The organism is Amnibacterium endophyticum, from assembly GCF_042680685.1.
GTDB classification, from domain to species: domain Bacteria; phylum Actinomycetota; class Actinomycetes; order Actinomycetales; family Microbacteriaceae; genus Amnibacterium; species Amnibacterium endophyticum.
This window is the reverse complement of sequence record NZ_JBHUEA010000001.1, coordinates 256,492-275,850: the sequence shown is the minus strand read 5'-3', so window position 1 is coordinate 275,850 and position 19,359 is coordinate 256,492. Positions and strand designations below refer to the sequence as shown.

The 19,359-nt window shown below is 72.7% G+C and carries 16 protein-coding genes; 5 read left to right on the top strand and 11 right to left on the bottom strand.

From position 1 onward, the window contains the following. Positions 1-5: 5 nt before the first annotated feature. Genes ACFSBI_RS01295 through ACFSBI_RS01270 form a run of 6 tightly spaced genes read right to left on the bottom strand, consistent with a single transcriptional unit; the run spans position 6 to position 7,691 of the window. A complete protein-coding gene (locus ACFSBI_RS01295; RefSeq protein ID WP_377931379.1) occupies positions 6-1,484 on the bottom strand; it encodes an oligosaccharide flippase family protein in 1,479 nt (492 codons plus the stop codon). Continuing rightward, on the bottom strand, positions 1,481-3,052 hold the full coding sequence (locus ACFSBI_RS01290) for a GMC oxidoreductase (protein WP_377931378.1): 1,572 nt from the start codon (positions 3,050-3,052) through the stop codon (positions 1,481-1,483). The genes ACFSBI_RS01295 and ACFSBI_RS01290 overlap by 4 nt, the downstream gene beginning before the upstream one ends. Continuing rightward, the gene (locus ACFSBI_RS01285; RefSeq protein ID WP_377931377.1) at positions 3,049-3,837 is read right to left on the bottom strand and encodes an aldo/keto reductase; all 789 of its coding nucleotides are present in this window, start codon (positions 3,835-3,837) and stop codon (positions 3,049-3,051) included. The genes ACFSBI_RS01290 and ACFSBI_RS01285 overlap by 4 nt, the downstream gene beginning before the upstream one ends. Next, entirely contained in the window at positions 3,834-4,922 is a 1,089-nt protein-coding gene (locus ACFSBI_RS01280) for a glycosyltransferase family protein (RefSeq protein ID WP_377931376.1), read from the bottom strand. The genes ACFSBI_RS01285 and ACFSBI_RS01280 overlap by 4 nt, the downstream gene beginning before the upstream one ends. Then, positions 4,919-6,274: an O-antigen ligase family protein gene (locus ACFSBI_RS01275; RefSeq protein ID WP_377931375.1), complete on the bottom strand. Its 1,356-nt coding sequence runs from the start codon at positions 6,272-6,274 to the stop codon at positions 4,919-4,921. Before ACFSBI_RS01275 ends, ACFSBI_RS01280 begins: the two co-directional genes overlap by 4 nt. 43 nt (positions 6,275-6,317) lie before the next feature. Further along, a complete protein-coding gene (locus ACFSBI_RS01270; RefSeq protein WP_377931374.1) occupies positions 6,318-7,691 on the bottom strand; it encodes a tyrosine-protein kinase domain-containing protein in 1,374 nt (457 codons plus the stop codon). A 228-nt stretch (positions 7,692-7,919) separates the two neighbouring features. On the opposite strand from ACFSBI_RS01270, the gene ACFSBI_RS01265 reads away from it, so the two are divergent. Next, positions 7,920-9,086, top strand: a complete 1,167-nt coding sequence (locus tag ACFSBI_RS01265) for a glycosyltransferase (RefSeq protein ID WP_377931373.1) — start codon at positions 7,920-7,922, stop codon at positions 9,084-9,086. On the opposite strand, the gene ACFSBI_RS01260 is transcribed toward ACFSBI_RS01265, so the two are convergent. From ACFSBI_RS01260 to ACFSBI_RS01250, 3 genes are all read right to left on the bottom strand, one after another. Continuing rightward, on the bottom strand, positions 9,083-9,922 hold the full coding sequence (locus ACFSBI_RS01260) for a glycosyltransferase family 2 protein (protein ID WP_377931372.1): 840 nt from the start codon (positions 9,920-9,922) through the stop codon (positions 9,083-9,085). The genes ACFSBI_RS01265 and ACFSBI_RS01260 overlap by 4 nt on opposite strands. After that, the gene (locus tag ACFSBI_RS01255) at positions 9,919-11,040 is read right to left on the bottom strand and encodes a glycosyltransferase family 4 protein (RefSeq protein WP_377931371.1); all 1,122 of its coding nucleotides are present in this window, start codon (positions 11,038-11,040) and stop codon (positions 9,919-9,921) included. Before ACFSBI_RS01255 ends, ACFSBI_RS01260 begins: the two co-directional genes overlap by 4 nt. Positions 11,041-11,231: 191 nt before the next feature. Beyond that, entirely contained in the window at positions 11,232-13,331 is a 2,100-nt protein-coding gene (locus ACFSBI_RS01250; RefSeq protein WP_377931370.1) for a hypothetical protein, read from the bottom strand. Positions 13,332-13,471: 140 nt separating this feature from the next. Here ACFSBI_RS01250 and ACFSBI_RS01245 point away from each other — a divergent pair, with 140 nt between their 5' ends. Beyond that, complete coding sequence (locus ACFSBI_RS01245; RefSeq protein ID WP_377931369.1) at positions 13,472-14,215, top strand: GDSL-type esterase/lipase family protein; 744 nt, start codon at positions 13,472-13,474, stop codon at positions 14,213-14,215. 17 nt (positions 14,216-14,232) lie between these two features. Here the strand turns inward: ACFSBI_RS01245 and ACFSBI_RS01240 are convergent, their stop codons facing one another. Further along, positions 14,233-15,222, bottom strand: coding sequence for a glycoside hydrolase family 6 protein (locus tag ACFSBI_RS01240; RefSeq protein WP_377931368.1), 990 nt, complete (start codon positions 15,220-15,222; stop codon positions 14,233-14,235). A 229-nt stretch (positions 15,223-15,451) separates the two neighbouring features. Between ACFSBI_RS01240 and ACFSBI_RS01235 the strand changes: the two genes are divergently transcribed. The 3 genes from ACFSBI_RS01235 to pelF are packed head-to-tail and all read left to right on the top strand — an operon-like array spanning position 15,452 to position 19,205. Continuing rightward, the gene (locus ACFSBI_RS01235) at positions 15,452-16,786 is read left to right on the top strand and encodes a hypothetical protein (RefSeq protein WP_377931367.1); all 1,335 of its coding nucleotides are present in this window, start codon (positions 15,452-15,454) and stop codon (positions 16,784-16,786) included. After that, positions 16,783-17,532, top strand: a complete 750-nt coding sequence (locus ACFSBI_RS01230) for a hypothetical protein (protein ID WP_377931366.1) — start codon at positions 16,783-16,785, stop codon at positions 17,530-17,532. The genes ACFSBI_RS01235 and ACFSBI_RS01230 overlap by 4 nt, the downstream gene beginning before the upstream one ends. Next, entirely contained in the window at positions 17,529-19,205 is a 1,677-nt protein-coding gene (gene pelF, locus ACFSBI_RS01225; RefSeq protein ID WP_377931365.1) for a GT4 family glycosyltransferase PelF, read from the top strand. Before ACFSBI_RS01230 ends, pelF begins: the two co-directional genes overlap by 4 nt. Positions 19,206-19,208: 3 nt before the next feature. Here the strand turns inward: pelF and ACFSBI_RS01220 are convergent, their stop codons facing one another. After that, positions 19,209-19,346: a hypothetical protein gene (locus ACFSBI_RS01220; RefSeq protein ID WP_377931364.1), complete on the bottom strand. Its 138-nt coding sequence runs from the start codon at positions 19,344-19,346 to the stop codon at positions 19,209-19,211. Positions 19,347-19,359: the final 13 nt, after the last annotated feature.

Below are 19,359 nucleotides of genomic sequence, written 5' to 3'. Positions count from 1 at the left end.
CGCGATCAATTCCGCTGTCGGCCAGGCAGCAGGCCGTAGCGGCCGATGAGCGCGATGACGGGCAACCTGCTGAGCGGGCGGCGCAGCAGGACCGCGGTGACGAGCACGACTAGGAGGCAGGCGACCGTGGCGGGAAGCGTCGGTCCTACGACCTGCAGCGCACCGGCGAGAACCCCGTAGAGTCCGACCGCCACGACCGTCGTGATGATCGAGCTTCGGAGCAGGCGTCTCCCGTCCAGGTAGCCGGCCCGGCTGCACACGACGCCCTGCCAGACCTGGCGCGCGATGCTGGTGAGCAGCACGCCGGCGACCGTGATCACCAGGGAGTGGGTGAGGACGATCGACGCCGCGATGCCGATCTGGAGCACGAGCAGGACGATCTGCGTGGTCCACACCCATCGGAAGCGACCGATGGCCTCGATCGCGGCGGCGAGCACGGTGCCGACGGCCTGCACGGCGCCGGCGAACATCAGCAAGGGCACCAGCTGCCGCGCGACCTCCCATTGCGGGCCGAGCAGGATCAGCACCAGCGGCGGAACGGCGATCGAGCCGATGACAGCGACGGCCATCAGCACCGCGCCCATCACGACGAGGAGATCGGTCCACACGCGTCGCGCCCGTTCGCTCCCCTCGCGGTCGTGTCGGAACTCGGGATAGATGGTCTGGATGAGCGCCGTCTGCAGCTGCTGGAACGGGATGATGGAGACGACCTCGGCGCGATTCCAGTATCCGAGCGCGGAGGCGCCCAACACGTTCGTGGCGACGATCCGCGACACGTTGCCGACGCCGTAGGAGAGCAGACTCGCCAGCGTCAGCTGCGCGCTGAAGGCGAGTTCGCCCACGGCGCTGCGGATCCGCCCGAGGCCCAGGTACCGACGAGCACTCCATGCGCAGAACAGGGTCGTCAGCAGCGAGCCTGCGATGGGGGAGACGAGCAAGCTCTCGGCGGAGCGGAACAGCACGACCGAGACGACGCCGAGGACCATGCCCAGCAGCGTGCCGACCAGCTGCTGCGCCGCGAGCAGGCGGAACAGCCCGAGCCTGCGGACGAGGCCGGTGACTAAGCCGTAGAACGGGGCCACGAAGGCGCTGATCGCCATCACGGCCACCGCGCTGCTGGCGGACGGGGTCGACCACAGCGCGGCCCAGAGCGGCGCACCGAGCCCGAGCGCCGCGGCGGACGCGAGTCCCAGGAGCAGAGCGAGCGTGCAGAGGGCCCGAACGGTGGCCGGGACCACCTCATGCATCCGGCCGATCGTCTGTCCGAGGCCCCCCGTGGCGATGAGGGTGACGAGCGCCGTGATCGCCAGCGTGATCGCGTAGACGCCGAAGGATCGTGGGTCGACGAGCCGGCTCGTGACCGCGGCGTAGCCGAACTGCGCGACGACCGCGACCAGCTGGCTGCCGTAGGTCCACGCGGCTCCGCTCGCGAGCCGACGAGCCGAGACGGGCGCGTCCGGGGCCGATTCCTCCGGGGTCGTCATCGGGTGCCGAGGTGATCGGCGAGCCGACACGCGAGCGCCACGATCGACAGAGTCGGGTTGCAGTGGCCGCTCGTCGGGAAGACGGCGGAGCCCGCGACCCAGAGGTTCGTCGTCCCGTGCACCCGGCAGTCGGCGTCGACGACGCTCGTCACGGGGTCCTCGCCCATCCGGGTCGTGCCGATGTGGTGCGCGTTGGAGTTGAATCCGCCGAACATGTCCCTCGCGAATGCACGCATGACTGTGGCGGGATCCTGCGTCGATCGATAGCCGAGCCGGCCGAGGAAGCGATGCATCGCCTCGACGAAGACCTCGATCGTCTCGAAGTCGGTCCGATGGAAGTCGACGTCCGTTTCGAGCAGCGGCACGCCGTACCGGTCGGTCTGCGACGACAGCAGGACGCGGCTCTCGGGGTGGGGGAGGTGCTCGGCCTGCACCGTCAGGTGGTGGACCCGTGCATCACGGGGCGGTAGCAGCATCGGCAGCCGGTGCCGGGAGCGGCGACGGACCGCCTGCACCACGACATTCGGCCAGAAGCGCGGGGGTGCGGTGAGCAGCACCCGCCCGTAGACGGCGAGCTCACGGGCCGCGCGTCGAACGGTCCGAGGGGAGCGCACGAGCCGTCGCACCGCCTTGGCCGCCTCCGCCAGCGCAGTCAGCGGGTCGAGGTGCACCGACAGCCCGTGCGCCGGCGGTCGTGCGATGAAGCCGATGACGTTGCCCACCTCGGACTGTCGCTGCGCCTCCGGCGTCAGCTGCCAGCGGTGCCGCCCGTAGGTGCGCCCGAGCCGGAAGAAGCCCGTCGCCCTGGGCAGGGCCGGGCCCGTGTAGGAGACATGACTCGCGAAGACGTGGCTCATGTAATAGCGCCCCAGGGCGGGCAGCGTCGGAGCCAGCACCGAGTCGAGCAGCAGACGCGCGTTCTCGAGTGCACCGGCGGCCAGCACGAAGCGCGCTCCCTCGATGCGGACGCGTTCGTCGCCCCGCCTGCCCTGCAGGGCGACGACGCCGCCCTGCTCGTCGATCTCGAGGCCTGTGACGTGCGTGTCCTGCAGCACCGTCAACCGCGGATGTGCGGCCTTCAAGCGGGCCAGCAGGCGAGCGACGTTGGTGGGCGGGCTCCAGAGCTCGATCGGCCGGCCGTCCACCGTGCCGTCGGTCGAGAGGATCGGGTCCGGTTCGGCCCGATGGAACGCCATTGCGGGTACCTCGAGCAGCCGCGCGGCTTCGGGCAGCCAGCGCGCGTACTCGGCGTAGGAGATCGGCCAGCCGCTGTGAGGGACCCAGTCGCGCTGCTCGAAGTCGATCGGGTCGAGCGGGATGCACCGGCCGCCCCAGGCGGTGCTCGTCCCGCCGAGCACCCTCCGCCGGTTCTCCGTCAGCGGGTCGTGCCCCCACACTCCACGGGGCTCGGCGCCCTCGCTCAACTCCCGGTCGCGATCCCGCTCCCGCGCGACGCCGCCTTCGACGAGGAGGACCTCGTGCCCGCGGCGCAGGAGGCCCTCGGCGACGGCGACGCCCGCGGGCCCGGAGCCGAGCACGACGACCGGTCCGGCGCCGCCGCTCGTCATGCCACCGCCTCGACGGCGGCAGCGAGGTGCGCAGGGTTCCTCGTGCCCACGATGATCACGTCCGGCGCCTGGTCCATCGCCGTCAGCATCTGCAGCGCGGTCGCGGGGTCCGGGTGCAGGTGCAGCGCGCGGTTGATCACGATCTCGATGCCCCGTCCCTTGAGCCGGGCCCGTGCGGCAGCGGGGAGCTCGCGCCACGTGTGTGCGGACAGTTCGACGAGCCCGAGGCCGTCCAGGTCGGGGAGGAGGGCGGCGTCGGCCGTGTCGTCCACGGAGACGCCGACCATGTCGAAGGCGCCGGAGGCGCGGAGGGAGTCGAGCACCTGGACCGCCTCGCCCGCTCGGAGCACGCTCGCGGGCGGGTTGTGCAGGCAGTAGGCGTGCACAGGAAGCCCCTGAAGACGCTCCCTCGAGGCGGACCAGGCGCGACGCAGGTGCGCCGCATCGAAGCGTTGCCGTGGCACGAGTGCGCCGACCAGCTTCTTCGCCGGCTGGTTGAGCGGGCGCAGCGGCATCGGCAGGTCCGGGAACACGTACCCGCCCTTGGTGATGACGCGGAGGTCGCGGGATCCGACGCCGGCCGCGGCCGCGGCGAGCGCGCGTTCGGCCGACCCCGCCCCGTAGGTGTCGGCGGTGTCGATGGTCGTGGCGCCGAGCTCGACGGCCGCTCTCAGGAGGGTCGCGACGTCCCGGATCGAGGACCGACGTCCCAGGGACCGCAGGTTGGCGGTGCCGACGCCGATGTGGATCCGGTCGCGGTCCTCGCTCCGCTCGATGGCGTTCACAGCGCGTCCAGCGGAGCTCGGCGGATGTCCCAGGCCTCGCTCGCCGCTCTCGGATCGATGCCGACGCCGACCGCGTTCAGCATCGTCACGAGGGTGTCGTCCTGTCGCAGGTGCGACCACGCGAATTCGCGCGCGGCCAGCTCCGCATCGAGCCGTTGGTCCACGGTGGTGGTCGCGAGCCACTGCTCGATTCGTTGCAGCAGATCCTGGGGCTGGCTGCTCGTGATGAGGAACCTCCGTGTCAAGTCGGGGGGGAATACCGCTGAGTAGCCGGGGTGCAGCGTGGTGGCGAAGACCGAGCCGGAGGCGAGCGCGATCGCCAGGCGGTCGGAGAAGTAGCAGGGCTCGGCGGCGAAGTGGTCCCAGTTCGCGCTCATCCAGGCGGACCGCAGCACGGTCGTCTGCTCGGAGTAGGGCACCGGCCCCCGGGCTGACGGTCCGGACCAGCCGCGCCCGTGGAGCGCGAGCCGGTCGCCGAGCCGGTCCTGTACCGCCTCGATGAAGCGCACCCTGTCGGCCGCGTTCGGAAGCGGCCTGATCCGTGCCCGACCCCGGTTGGCGATGATCACGACGTCCATGGCGCGCTCCCGCTGCCCCTCGCCGAGGTCGATCCGGTTCGGGTCGAAAGCGCTGGGCGTCCACTCGACCCGCCGTGCTCCGGAGCGCAGGAAGTTGGTGGTGAAGGTGCCCGCTCCGACGGTGAACACCACGTCGGCGGCACGACCTGCAGCCCGTGCGGCCGCTGGCAGCGGATGCACGCGGCGGGTGTACGGGTCGGCCTCGTGGTAGAGCAGCGGCGTGCCGCCGCTGGTGAGCTGCTCGAAATCGCCGTCCGTCAGACCGGTTCGACCGAGGTGCTGCATGAACAGGAGATCGGGCGCGAACTCGCGCGCCGCGGCGAGCAGGTCGGCTCGGTGCGCCGCCGCGTCACCGCCGGCATGGATGCGGTGCTCGAGGCTGAAGACCCGGACCTCGTCCAGCATGCCGGCCGACAGCAGGTCCGCGAAGGCCCGCCGATAGCCGAACTGGCGCGCGTCACCCGTCTCGTTGGGGACGTAGAGGATGCGCCGGATGCTCCGGCTCACCGAGCGGCCCGAGTTCGGACGCCTACTGCCCCACCGGTGGGCACCACCAGCGGGGTCGCCCCGGGGCGCCGCATCGGGCCTCGCACCGGCACCGCCCCTCGTCCTCGCGGAGGCGGCTCCGGCGCACCTGCCGCAGCGATGCCGACCACCGCGACGACGAGCAGCAGGGTGGCGGTGCTGCCCTGCGGGGTGAGGGGGATCTCGGACAGCAGCCGCGCTGACAGCGCAAGAGCGAGCGCGAGCGAGAGCCCCCCGGTCCGGCCCGCAGCGCGCACGCTCGTGGCGTAGACCGCGACCAGGAGCGCGACCAGGCTCGCTCCGCCGACGATCCCCGTGCTGCCCAGGGTCTGCACGAACTGGTTGTGCGCCTGGGCGGCGGCGTCGAAGGAGCCGAGGTAGACCGAGCGGTACTGGTCGTCCAGCAGGTTCGGTCCGTAGCCGAAGACCGGGCTGAGGAAGAAGCCGTGCAGGGCGGCCTGCCAGATGGTCGTCCTGCCCGTGAAGGTCCAGAAGTCGGGCGGGAGGAAGTCGTTGACGACGTTCGGGTCGCTCGCGGCGAGGACCAGACCGCCGAGCGCGAGCGCGAACGCGGCGATGCGGGTGGTGCTGCCGAGACGCCCTGCCAGCACGAGCAGGCCGAGGGTGAGCGCGACCCAACCCGTGGTGGACTGCGCGAGCAGCATCGCGAGCAGGGGCGGCAGGGTCCAGAGCAGGCGGCCTCCGCGCAGCTCGAGGATCACCAGGAAGCACGCGAGGATCGCGAGGGTGTTCGGGTGGCCGGTCACGCCCTGCACGCGCTCGATCCCGAAGATCTCGCGGCAGCACTCCTGGTCGTACGCTACGGACGGCAGCAGCAGCACCGAGGCCAGGCTGAAGATCACGATGGCCCGTAACGCCTTGCGCAGGACGTCCGCCAGCCACGACCAGCGGTAGCCGCCGTGCAGCACGAACGGCACCACGAGCAGGGGAGTGATGAAGTACTCCTCCTTCGGAGGCTCGGGCTGGTAGCCGAAGGCGGACGAGAGAACGAGGCAGGCGTAGAAGAACAGCAGCGCCGCCGTCAGCGCGGTCCGGCCGCGGCGCGGTTGACGCAGGGCGGAGACCAGCGCGACCGCGCCCAGCGACCACGAGGCGACCGTGTTGGCGCGGGCGAGCAGGAGGCCGAGCCCCTGCGGATCGGCTCCGTTCGGGTAGGTCAGCTGGATCAGGACGTTGATCGGACCGGCGAGGTAGATGATGCCCGCCAGAGCCCAGTGCCCGCCCGCGTCGGCGGTGCGCCGCATCCAGGCGGGGCCGAGCGCGATCACCCACACTCCGAACGCGATCGCCAGACCGGCTGCCAGCACGATCACGACCGCGCCCTCCGCGCTCCCGTCCTTCCGATCACGTGGCGGGTCACGACGTCTCGCCGGCGACCGTCGGGAGGGCGAGGCGCTCGTAGCCGTAGAGCGCGGATCGCCTGGACGGGACCATGGTGAGCACCGTGCCGAGCAGGGTGCCGTCGACCTGATGCAGCCGCTCCGCGGCGCGGCGCAGGTCGGGCCGACGCGTCCGGTTCGCCGCTGCGACGAGCAGCGCACCGCTGGTGCGTCGGGTCAGGATCGCCGCATCCGAGACGGGGACCAGCGGCGGCGTGTCGAACAGCACGACGTCGAACCGCTCCTCCAGATCCTCGATGAGGCCCATCATGGCGTCGGACTGCAGCAGCTCGCTCGGGTTCGGCGGGATGCGGCCTGCGGGCAGCAACGTCAGCCCGGTCTGCCCGCCCCAGGCCTGCTGCGCATCGTCGAACTCGGTCGCGCCGATCAGCACGTCGGTGAGGCCCAGCCGGCCTTCGAGCCCGAACATCTCTGCGACGCGTGGTCGGCGCAGGTCGGCGTCGATCAGGATCACCTGCCGTCCGGCCTCTGCCAGCACGACCGCGAGGTTCGCGGCGGTGACCGACTTGCCCTCCTGCGGGAGCGAGGAGGTGACGACCATCGAACGGGCACCTCGGTCGTAGTCGAGGAACTCCAGATTGGTGCGCAGCGTGCGGAAGGCCTCCGCGCGCCGGCTGTCGTCCCCCGCCGCGGTGATGAGGGGCCGTTTGTCGGCTCGGGGGTCGTCCAGGATCTCGCCCAGCACCGGTGCGGCGACCACCTCGCGCATCGCGTCCTCGTCGCGGATGCGGGTGTCGAGGCGCTGACGCAGCACCGCGAGCCCGCCTCCGGCCAGCAGTCCGAGGATGACGGCGACCCCGAGGTTCAGCACGGTGTTGGGGCTGCTGGGCGACGTGGGTGCGGTGGCGGGGTCGACCTGCACGACCTGCGCCGCGGCCTGCGCGCCGCTCGCGTCGGGCGAGAGCTCTGCGACTTCGCGCCCGAGGTTGCGGGTGACCGAGTTCGCGATGCGAGCAGCGTCCCGCGGTGCCCGAGCATCGGCAGAGATCGTGATGAGCTGCGTCTCCGCCGGTACCGACGCGGAGACGTTCTGGCGCAGCTGCGCGACAGAGGTGGAGAGGTCGAGCTCGTCGATGACGCGCTGCAGCACCGCGGCCTTGGTCGCGAGCCCGGAGTAGGTGCTGACCAGGTCCTGGGCGAGCACCGCTCCCTGAGCGCGGTCGTTGACGGTCGCATTGGCGCCGTTCGCCACGATGGCGGTCGCCGAGGCCGAGTAGACGGGACGCTGCAGCAGCGTGTACGCCGACGCGACGCTCAGGAAGAGCGCGAGCGTGGCGACGATCACAGCCCAGTTGCGTCGGAGGGTGCGCAGGAAGTCGCGGATGTCCAAGTGCGTCTCTTCCTCGGCGCGGGTTCGGGTTCCGCAGCCGCGTTCACGACGGCCTGTGCGGTCGCATCCGGCCAGGTCGGGCGCCCGAGGCCAGCAGCGAATATAGCCGCTCATCACGGAGAACGGGTTCTCCCGTCGTACCTCGTTCGGGGCGGCCGCGCCGTTGGATTGCCGTCGCCGCCGTCAGCAGCGTGGCGGATGCGGACGGCTCGCGCAAGACTGAGCGCGATGTCCGACGTCGTCGCCCTGGTCTCCTTCACCATCCATCCCACGGCGGGCAGCGAGGCCGGGGTCGGCTGGTCGGTGCTCGACGCCCTGCTGTCGCGATCGGCGACGGACCGGGTGCACCTGCTCTTCGACGCCCGGGACGACGCCGCGGTCCGCAGCGGGCTCGAACGCCACCCCGCAGGCGACCGCGTGGTCCTCCACCCCGTGCCGGTGCCCGGTCCGGTACTGCACCGTTACGGCGACGCGCGGACGCGTCAGAGCTATCTGGCCTGGCTGCCGGGCGCCCGACGCCGGCTCCGACGGCTCGCGTCGAGCGTCCGCCTCGACGTCGCCCATCAGGTGACCTTCGCCTCCGCGGTACTGCCGCCCGTGCTCGCGCCGGGGGTCGCGAAGCGCGTGGTCTGGGGGCCGCTGTCGGTTCCGGCGTCCGCCTCTGGCGGGGCGGGGCGGGTGGCAGCGGTCGGCGCGGCCGCGGTGCGGATCGCCGAGGCCGTCGCGGCGCGTAACGTACGCCGCGCGGACCTGGTGATCGCGAACAACGACCACTCCCGGGCGTTCGTTGCACGGCACGGGCGCCCCGTCGTGCTCGAGCCCAACATCGTCGTGGAGCGCCGGGACCGGCTCGGCTCCGTGTCCGCCGACGCGCTCGTGATGGCGGGGCACCTGGTCCCGCGGAAGCGGCCGTGGCTGGCCGTGCGCGCGATCGCCGACCAGCGCCTGGCCGGCCTCCGGCTCGTCGTGCTGGGCGACGGACCGCTTCGGGCGGAGCTCGAGCGGCTCGCTTCAGACCTCGGCGTCGCGGACCGCGTCGAGTTCCGCGGTGCCGTCTCGCGCGAGGTCGCGCTCGCGACCATGTCCTCCAGCAGGCTCCTGGTGCACCCTTCCGCGCGCGAGGGGTCGCCGTGGGTCGTCGGTGAAGCCGCGGCCGGCGGGCTGCCGGCCGTCGTGATGCCGGGCAGCGGCGGCGAGGCCACGGTGCGCCTGTGCGACAACGGCGGTGTGGTCGCTCCGGTCCGTCCCGATGTGGTCGATGCCCTCGTCGAGGGCATCGTGGAGGCGCTCGCCCGTCCGATGCCCGAGCCGACGGATCGCTGGAGCGCGGGTCGATTGCCGGGGCTGCTCGACGCGTGGTACCAGCTTCCGGCGGTGCCTTCCGACCGCGACTAGCGGGCCCCGACCCTCGACCGCAGCGCTCGGAGCCACCAGCTCGCGGAGCTCCAGAGGAACCAGAACAGCCAGGTGCGCGGTCGGACGCGGCGCAGGACCTGCCGCATGGACGCCGGGTGGCCGCCGCCCTTGACCGACCGGTACGCCGCCCACTCGGCGCGCAGCGTCCGTCGAGCGCTCGGCCCGTGGGACGGGCAGGTGCCGACCGGACGGGGCGCGAGCAGCGGCGTGATGCCGGCCGCGTTCGCCCGCAGCCCGTAGTCGATGTCCGCGAGCGCGTGGGAGTAGGTGCCCTCGATGCCGCCCAGGCGCCGCGCCGCGGGGACCGGGACGAGCACGCAGTTGCCGTTGAGCGTGTCGAGGGGCTGGGGGCGGTCCCCGAGCTCGACGTGGCGGAACCGCAGCGGGTGAGGGCCGATGTGCTCGTACCCCCCGTAGTTCACGTCGCCGCTGTTCGGGTCCGTCGTCGCGCCGACGGCGATGCGGTCGGTGCGGGCGTCGAGCACCTGGAGCAGCATCGAGAGCGCGTCGGGGTGCAGGTGGACGTCGTCGTTCAGCCAGAGGAGGAGGTCGGTGTCGGCGGCCGTCGAGAGCGCATGCGCCTCCGCGGTCGCCATCCCCTTCGCCCAGAAGGCGTCGCCCGAGCCCTGCAGGACCTCGAGCGACCCGGGGGGCATCACCGCGCGAGCGGCATCGGCCGTGCCGTCCGTCGAGCCGTCGTCGAACAGCACCGCGCGCACGTCGACACCGGCCTCCTCGGCCGCGGTGCGCAGGCTCACGAGCGCGCGCTCGGTGAGCGTCCGCCTGTCGTGGCAGGCGAGGATCGCGATGATCACGGGCGGGCCCGCGCGGCCGCGGCGCCGCCGGCGGCGCGGATCGCGGCCGCGAGCCCGTCGGCCGCGGCCTGCCAGGTGTAGTCGGCCACGCGGTCCCGGGACCCCGTGGAGAGTCGACGCCACTCGTCCTCGTCCCGCAGCAGGCGGACGGCGGCGTCGACCCAGTGCGCCTCGTCGAGCGGGAGGACCAGTCCCCCTTCGCCGTCGCGGATCAGCTCGTCCGCCGCACCCGCCGCGGGGGAGATGATCGTCGGCGTCCCCGCAGCCGCGGCCTCGTTCGCCACCAGCCCCCATGGGTCCCAGGTGGTGGGGAAGAGGAAGACCTTCGCCGACGCGTAGGCCGACGGCAGCTCGTCCTGCTGGAGGAAGCCGCGGAACGTCACATCGAGCGCCGGGAACCGCCGGGCCTCCTCGCGCATGGCCTCTTCGAGCTCGCCGGAGCCGGTGACCAGGAGGGAGACGCGGCGCCCGAGTCGCTCCGCCGTCCGTCCGGCGACGCGCACTGCGAACAGCGGGTTCTTCACGTCGGTGAGGCGGCCGGAGAACAGCAGGTCGAACTCGCGGCCCTCGAGCGGGGGAGCGGGGAAGGCAGTGTTGTCGACCGCGAGCGGCGACCAGAAGACCTGGTGCTCGGTCGCCCCGAACGACCGGAACAGCTCCAGCGACTTCTCGCTCGGTCCCGCGTAGGCGTCGGTCCAGCGGTGCGCCAGGCGCCGGACGAGGCGGTGCACCGGGGTGAGGGTCCGCTCCGAGTCGGGGGTGCCGTCGATCTGGCACACGACGCCTGCGCCGGTGCGCCGTGCGTGAAGGAGGACGAGCAGGTCCGTGACGTTGTACCCGTTGGTCATCACCACGTGCGGTCGGATCCCTCGGAGCGTGCGGCCGACGCCCCAGTTGAGGTGCACGTACTTGTTCTCGCCGAGGTTCAGCAGCCGCTCGGTCAGGTACACGGACCGGGCGCGTCCTTCCGCCACCGTCCAGCGCCGGTTCGGCTCCCGTTGGCTGGAGTAGACGACGGTGACGTCCGCGTCCGGCTGGTCGTCCACCAGGTCGAAGACGGGGACGCGGTAGGGCGTCGGCATCTTGTGCACGAGCGCGACGCGGAGGACTCCGGGCATCGCGCCGCCCGGCAGGGCCCGTCGTCCCGAACGGCTGACACGGTGCATGGGGACCTTCGATCGAGCGGGGCGTGCCGGGACCGACGGGTCCGACCTGGTCGAGGACCGGTCCTCGGCACCGATGGGCGTCGGGCGCCGAGGAGCATACAAGCGGGGGACGGACAGGGGCCGCCCCGCCGCGGCGCTCCGTCTCAGGCGGGCACGTCGACGGCGCGGGCGGTCTCGATCCAGAGCGCCGCCGACGGGTGCCAGGAGAATGTGACGGAGGTCCGCGTGCTCGCGCGCACCCGCCCCGGAGGATCGCCGGCGGCGAAGCGGCAGTCCGACGGCCAGGTCACGGCGCGGTCCTGCCCGTCGGCGACGACCTCGACCACGAGTCGCTGACTCGGGCCGCGCGGCGGGTTGACGATGCGCAGCGCCGTGCTGCCGCTGATCGAGCAGCTGAAGTAGTTGCAGGTGTTCGCGTCGATCTCGACCTCGCCCCCGGCGGAGCGCTCCGCGCGGAAGGCGTCGAGCAGCGCACCGCCGCCCGCGATGCCCGACACGTCGCCGTCCGAAGCGGCGGGGCCGGTCGAGAGCAGGGGCGTCGCGCCCTGACCGCTCCGGGCGACGAGCCGGAGCGGGGTCTGCTCCGCTGCGGGCGCCGCCATGCGGAGGGCGGCGCGCGACGAGCCGTCGCGCAGCAGGATCTTCGCGCCCGCGGCGGGGCCGGCGGTGAGGGCGACCGAGTCCGGCGCAGCGATCGCGACGAGGCGCGGGCTCGAGGTGTCGGCCGTCCCGGAGTTGCGGAAGACGGCGTTGAAGTAGTCCCCGCCCATCACCAGGGACTCGATCACGACCGCCTCGGGGGAGGCGCGGGCGGTCTCGAGCTCGAGGAACGCGGTACCGGCGTCCGGCACCTGGTCGCCTCCGGCGATGACGTAGGCGTCCCGGACCACGACGCCCTCGACCGGGATCTCGAACGGGCTCTCGCCGCGGACCCAGATCATGCGGGGACAGGTTCGCCCGTTGCCGCCCGAGTTGGTCTCGAACCAGGCGGCTTGATCGATCAGGAACTTGCCCGAGTAGAAGGCGCCCCCCACGTCCACCGGCACCCCGAGCCGCGTGCGTCCCGATGCCTTCGCCTCGATCGTGATCGCGGACACGGACGGGTCCTCGAACGAGGACGCGCCGCCGATGTGCCAGTGGGGCGCGCCCTCGAAGACGGCGCCCTCCCGGCACTGGGTGGCGTCGGTCTTGGTGATCTCGAGCTGCTGGCTGCCGGGGCCGAAGTAGAACCCGACGTCGCAGTTGCTGAACACGGCCTCGCGGATCTCCGAGAAGTCCGACCCGTGAGCGCCGCAGAAGCCGTACGACAGGCCGATGAAGGAGCACGAGATGATCCGCGTGCCGCCGCTCCCGTTGTCCTGGACGGCGCGGCCGGTCCTCCGGCCCTCGCTCGAGGTGTTGCCGAAGGCGGGGTTGAGGAACTGGATGTCCCGGAACGTCCAGTCGAAGGCGTTCCCCTGGAACGCATCGCTCGGGTCCGCGTCGAAGGGCGACAGCTGCATCCACGCGCCATCGTCGACGGAGGCGAGGATCGTGCTGAAGCGCCCCTCCCCGGAGACCGTGACGCCGGCCTGCTCGAAGGGGTCGAGCGCGCGGGTGAGGAAGACGCCGCGGGGGAGGTGCACCTCCGTCGTCGGGACCTGGCGGCGGCGCTCCGGCGCCACGGAGGCGGTGGCCGCCTGGGCGGCCCGGAAGGCGGCGTTCAGGGCCGCGGTGTTGTCCGTGCCCACGGCGGCGTTGGTGTTCGGACCGCCGTCCCGCTGCGACGAAGCCGCCGCCGCGGAGCGCAGCACGGCCTCCGTGGGGGACCGGACGGACTCGATGATCCCCGTCGCGACCTCGTCGCCCACGCCGCGCCAGACGACGAGCTTGTCGCGGTCCCGCTCGGTCGACGTGAAGGGTGCGGTAGCCGAGCTCACGGTGGTCGAGCCGGCCTGCGCCACGAGATCGCCCAGCACGATCCCGTCGCCCACGGCGCCGAACACCGGGTCCGTCGGGTCGAGCACGGTCGTCCGCACGCCCTCCCCGTCGAGCACTCGGCCTCCCGCGTAGGGGTCGGCCGTCGGCGCGCGGAGCAGGTGCGCCGCGTTCGCGACCGCGGCCCCGGCGATGGCGGTGCCGAGCACGAACCGTCGCGTCGCGATGATCGGGTTCCTCGGGCCGACGCCCGTCACCGGGGTCGGCGGTACGGAGCGCCCGCGGCGGTCCGGACCGATGCGGCTCGGACCGGGTTCGTCCGTCATCGGCGGCCTCCTCATGGCGTGCGACCCGTCCGGCGGAGCGGATGGAGGGGAAGTCTGCCCGGGCGGAGCCGGCGGGGCAACGCGCCCGGCGGGGCGTTCCGGCCCGGGAGCGGCCCGCCTCGCACCCATATGCTGAAGCCATGGGGGCGGGTACGCGGCGCGGCACGGGACGACGCCGGATCCTGCGCAACACCGTGGTCGCGGTCCTCGTCGTCGTCGCTCTCGCACTCGTCACCGTCACCGTGATGCGGATGCGAGCGGAAGGGGCGGACGCCGACGTCGAGTCCCGGCAGTACACGCCGCCGCCGCTCACGAGGCCGACCGCGAGCGCGCTGCCCCTGGTCGCGGTGATCGGGGACGGCACGACCACCCAGTCGGCGCCGGGCGTCGGGGCGGCCCAGCGCTGGACCTCGCTGCTGGCGACCGACGCGGACGTGCAGGTGCGCACCTTCGCGTCCGCCGGCGCGGGGTACCTCGCAGAGGGTGCGGACGGCCGCACCTTCCTCGAGGAGGCTTCACGGGTCCCGCAGGACTCGGACCTGGTGGTGATCTTCGGTGGGATCGCCGATGTCGGAGCCTCACAGCTGAGGGTCTCGCGGGCGGCCTCGCAGACGATCTCCGCGGTGCAGACGCGGGCGCCGCGGGCGAAGATCGCCGTGATCGGTCCGGTCACGGACGACGACGCGCCCGCCGACGCCGTGACCCAGCTGCGGACGACCCTGCAGAACGCCTCGGGCGCGTTCGGGCTGAGCTTCGTGGACCCGATCCAGCAGGCGTGGCTGAACGGCAGCCCGAACAGCCCCGGCGACCTCGACGCGGGGGACGAGCGCACTCTGGCGGCTCGCCTGCAGACCGTCGTCGTCAGCCAGCTGCCCCAGTCCTGACCGGGCGCCGTCCGTGCTCAGCGGAGCCGGGCGTTCCGCACCAGCATCAGCGCGTACTTCTGGTACCAGGCCCCGGGAGGAGGCCCGCCGTTGCACGCGCCGTCGGAGCCTCCCGGGTCCTTGATCCAGAGGTAGGCGTCGAGCCGGCGCACCCCGGTCCTGGCGGTGGGCGCCCGGCCGAGGCCCTTCCCCGCGGGCCCGCACCACTCCGTGTTCCCGGCGGGCATGCCGTTGCGGCTGGAGTCGATGACGAAGTGCCGGCCGCCGACGCGCTTCGAGATCGCGTTGCCGTAGCGGATGAGCTCGCGGTCCGGGCGGAAGTTCGACACGTTCAGGCTGAAGCCGGAAGCCGCACGGATGCCGGAGGCGCGCAGCCGGTTGACCGCGACCCGCGTGCTCAGCCACTTCGAGTGCCCGATGTCGATGTAGGCCCACGAGCCCTGGGCCCGGACCTGGCGGACGGCATAGGCGACGAGCGCGTAGCGGACGAGACGCTGCCGGATCGGCAGACAGGTGGCCATGGCGACGGAGTCGGGCTCGATGACGACGATGGACCTGCGCTTCCCGAGTCCGCGGACGAAGCCGCGGACCCAGGCGCGGTAGGACCGGGGGGTGGTGACCGCGAAGTGGTCGTCCCGGCCGCAGGTCCGGTTCGGCAGGTTGAACATGACGAGCTGCGCGACGGAGCGCCGCTGCCCTGCCCCGGTGACGATGCGCGATACGAGGTCCTCCGCCTCGGCGGGGCTCTGCCCACCGATCCAGTTCGCCATCGGCCTGCTGGCGATCACGCCGATGGCGGCCTTGACCTTCGCGCTGTGGGGCTTCGCGAGCTGCTGAGCGGCGGTGCTGTGCGGGTCGACGGCCAGCGGAGCGCCGAAGCGGCCGTACGGGCGCGGGTCGTCGGGGCCCGCCGCGTGGGCGGGTCCGGCCGCGAGCAGCGGGACGAGCACCACCAGTGAGGCGATCGCTGCGAGGAGGCGGTGTCGGGGGTCACTGATCAACGGCATCGCGAGCACCGTAGGAGCGGGGTGCTCCGATCTTCGGGCACCGCGCGGAGGTCCGCGCGACGAGGACGGAAGCCGATGTCCGGCAGCGGGGTCTTGCCCCCCGTCCGAGGGCCGTTTATGGTTCTGACGTCTCGGGAACACCCAGCCGGAGGCAGCACCACGACGACGTCTGCGCGGATCGACCCTTCGCGGGCGGCCGTCAGCGGCTCCCCGACGCCCGAGGACCCCGATGACCTCTTCCCCTCGCCAGGACCTGCTGGACGAGCCCTCTGATCTCGATGCGCTCGCGGTCGATCCGCTCGGCACGGATCCGTCGCGCCCGCACCTGCTGCTGGCGTCGAAGCCCTGGGCGATGGTCGTCGCCCAGTTCTTCCCGGTGCTGGCGCTGGGGCTCACCTACCCCTTCGTGGTCGAGCAGCTGGACGCCGCCCGGGTCGCCGGGATCGGGCTGAGCGTCCTGATGGTCAGCTGCGCCGTGATCACGCCGACTCTGGCTCAGGCCGTCGCCGCTCCCGTCTACCTGCACCTCCTCGGTGATCGCGGTGCCGACCCGAACCACGTGGCGCGCACGGTCCTCAGGGTCGCGCTGCCGGCGCTCCTCGTCGTGGGCCCGCTCATGCTGTTCGCGAGCATCGGCGTGGGCGCCGCCCGGCAGCTGCCGCTCTCGCTCTTCGGCGCGTTCTTCGGGCTGCTGGTCCTGCACGTCGCGATGGGGGCGCTGATCGTGCCCGCGTACGCCCTGCGTGCGCCGCTGCTGCTGGTGCTGCCGTGGTCCGCGTACGTGGTGGTCCTGCTCCTGGTGCCGACGTGGCTGTGGGCGCCGCCGGTCGCCGCGATCCTGCTGCAGGCCGCCACGCTCGCGGTCGTCGGGCTCCGGCGGCGGCAGCACCGTCAGGCGTGGGAGCCGCTGCAGGTCGGCTGGCGCGCGTCCGCCGTCGCCGCGCTGCGCGGCGCCGCTGAAGGTCTGCCCCTCTGGAGCATTCCCGCTGTCGTGTGGCTGCTCGACGTGCGGCTCTCCTCGATCGGGTTCGTCTACATCGCCCTGCTGCCGGGCGTCCTCGCCCACCAGCTGTTCTTCGTCCGGACGGTCGACCCCGGGTGGCGGCTGCTCGACGGCGCGCGGGACGCCCTGCACGCCCTGCCCTATCCGGAGGCGCGGGCGAAGTTCGAGCGGTTCACCCGTGGCGTCCGGGCCGGAGTGGGCCAGGCGACCGCGCTGCTGCTGCTGCTGTCGATGGCCATGATCAGCGGTGCGGTGGTCATGCACTGGCGCGACGGGCAGCTGCTCGTCGTGGTGGTCCTCGCCGCCTTCGCCGCCGTCGCCGCCATGATGCAGGGCTACACGCTCGGGATGCTCGGGTCGGCGGTGCCGCTCGGGGTGCTCGGCGCCTGCGCGCTCGTGGTCGTCGTCGGCGGCATCTCGATGGGGCTGCCCGACGTCGCCGTCCTGGGCACGGCCGCCGCGCTCTACGGCGCCTACGCGCTCGTCGCCGTCGGAGTGTCGCGTCGCGTGATGCACCGACCCGAGCACGCGCTCTTCTGGCGGCGGGCGGTGCAGTGGTGAGGCGGGCGCTCATCTACTTCGGCACCGACCAGCCGGATGCGGCGTGGTCCACGGCGCAGCGGCACGCCGACGTGGTGCTGCAGCCGTACCACGCCCTCGCCGCGGAGGGCGGCTACGCCGAGCGCTTCCCGCACGCCCGCCGCTACGTCTACGTCAACCCGACCTCGGTCGACCCCTGGCTGCTCGAGCACGGCGCCCCGGGCGCCCCCGTCGCCGGCTGGGACCAGCGCTGGAACCTGCCGAGGATCGACCCGGCGACGCCCGCCGGGATGGACTGGGCGGTCCGGACGGCGCTCGAGGCTCTGGCGCTCGATGGCGGCCGCAGCCGCGGGCTGTTCGTCGACGACCTCGACCGGCTCCTGCCGGAGGACCCGGCGACCGCGCTGCGCTTCCTGCGTCTGGTGGAGGACGGGGCGGAGCGGCCGGTGCGCTGGTTCGTCAACCGCGCCTTCGCGCTCTGGGACCGCATCGCCGGCTTGGACGCCGTCCTGCTGGAGGACATGGCGCCCTCCGTCACCCGGCACGCGCCGGTCGGCGAGGTTCGCTGGATCCGCGAGACGGTGCTGCCCGCGGTCGACGCGGCCCGCGCCCGCGAGGTGGCCGTGCACGCCGTCGCCTACGCGGACCAGGAGGGGCTGTCCTCCGCAGCGCCGGACCTCGTCCTGCAGCAGGACCTGGGCCGGCGCCTGGACTCTGTCGTCACCGGTCTCGCCCGCACCGCGTCGTCCTGGGAGGTCTACGCATGAGCTCGATCGACGAGGGCCTCGAGCCCACGGCCGCCCAGGTGGCGGCCGACTTCCCGGAGGTCGACATCGCGATCGTGTGCGAGTCGACCTACCCCTACCTGAAGGGCGGGCTGTCCGCGGTCGTCCACCAGCTCTGCGAGGCCCACCCGGACTACCGGATCGGGATCATCCACATCGCATGGGACCGCAGCTCGCCGACCGTCCCGCTCTACGACGTGCCGCCCCAGGTGCAGTGGGTGATGCCGGTCTACCAGAGCCTGCAGGAGCACGCGGGCACCTTCAAGGCCTTCAGGCCGCGGGACTCGCGGGTCCCCGGGCGGCACCGCCGCGCGGTCGTGACGCGGCTCTTCGACGCCCTCGACGCTCACTTCGCCGGCGACGACGGGCCGCTGTGGGCGCTCTGGGACGACGGCGTCAACCCGGTGACCCGGACCTTCCGACTCTGGCCGCTGCTGTCCTCGACGGAGTTCATGCAGGCCGCGACCCAGTACTTCGCGGGCTCGGGGCTGTCCTTCGCCGATCTCTTCTGGCAGGTCCGCGAGTTCTTCTCGCTGGCCTACTGCGTGAGTGACCTGCACTTCCCGAAGGCGCACGTCTACCACTCCCACACCACGGGCGCCGCCGGTCTCCTCGCCGCTGCGGCGGCCCGGCAGCACGGCACCAGCTTCTTCCTGACCGAGCACAACCTCTACGTCCGCGACACGATCAACACGCTGATGAACCGCAGCCTCGCCACCGAGGTGTCGGTCGACGAGTGGCGCACGATCACGGAGTACACGACGGCCGACTTCGAGCCGACGACCGCGGTGGTCGACCCGAAGCTGCGGGGCTGGCTCGGCTGGTTCGCGCGCAGCGGCGTCGTCGCGTACCGGGCCGCGGACTTCATCAGCTACCTGTACCCGGACGCGATCCGAGAGGCCGCCGCCCTCGGGGGGCCGGGGGAGAAGTCGCACGTGCTGCCGAACGGGGTACGACCGGCCGACTTCGCTGCGGCGAGGGACGAGTACCGCAACCGGCAGGAGCGCGACGCGGACGACCGCATCTGGCGGCTCGCGTGCGCCGCGAGGGTGGTGCCGATCAAGGGCCAGATGGACCTGCTCGAAGCGCTCGCGCTGCTGCTCGAGGCGGGGGTGACCAACTGGGAGCTCGACGTGATGGGCCCCGAGAACGAGCAGCCCGCGTACGTCGAGGCGTGCAAGCGCCGCGCGCACGAGCTCGGGCTCGACGGACGCGTCCGCTTCCTCGGCACCGTCAACCTGCGCGAGCGGTTCGGGGGCTACGACGCGCTGGTGCTGCCGAGTCACAACGAGGGGCAGCCCATCGTCGTCCTCGAGGCGATGACGGTCGGGCTGCCGACGATCGGCACCTACGTCGGCGGCATGAAGCAGCTGGTCGAGGACGACATCCGCGTCACGATCGACGATGAAGCCGTCCTGCTCGGCCCCTGCGGCCTGCTCGCCCAGCCGCGGCGGCCGGAGGACCTGGCGGCCAAGCTGGGGCGGCTGCTGCAGGACCGGGTGCTGTACGAGGCGCTCTCGCGCAACGCGCAGGAGCGGGTGGAGCGGTACTTCCACCTCGACAGCGCGATGGGCATGTATCGCGTCGTCTACTCCACGATGCTGCCCGGCGGTCCCGACTTCCTCGAGGCGGCGGTGCCGGCCGACGTCCGCTGACGCCTACGGGCGGCTCACCGCGGCCGGGGCGACCGCGCCGGTGTCGGGCGAGTGCTCGGTCGGCATCAGGAGCGCGCCGGTCGCGAGCATCAGCACGGTCAGGAGCCCGCTGAACAGGGCCTGCTGCCTCGTCACCCGCATTGCGTCCCCCTCG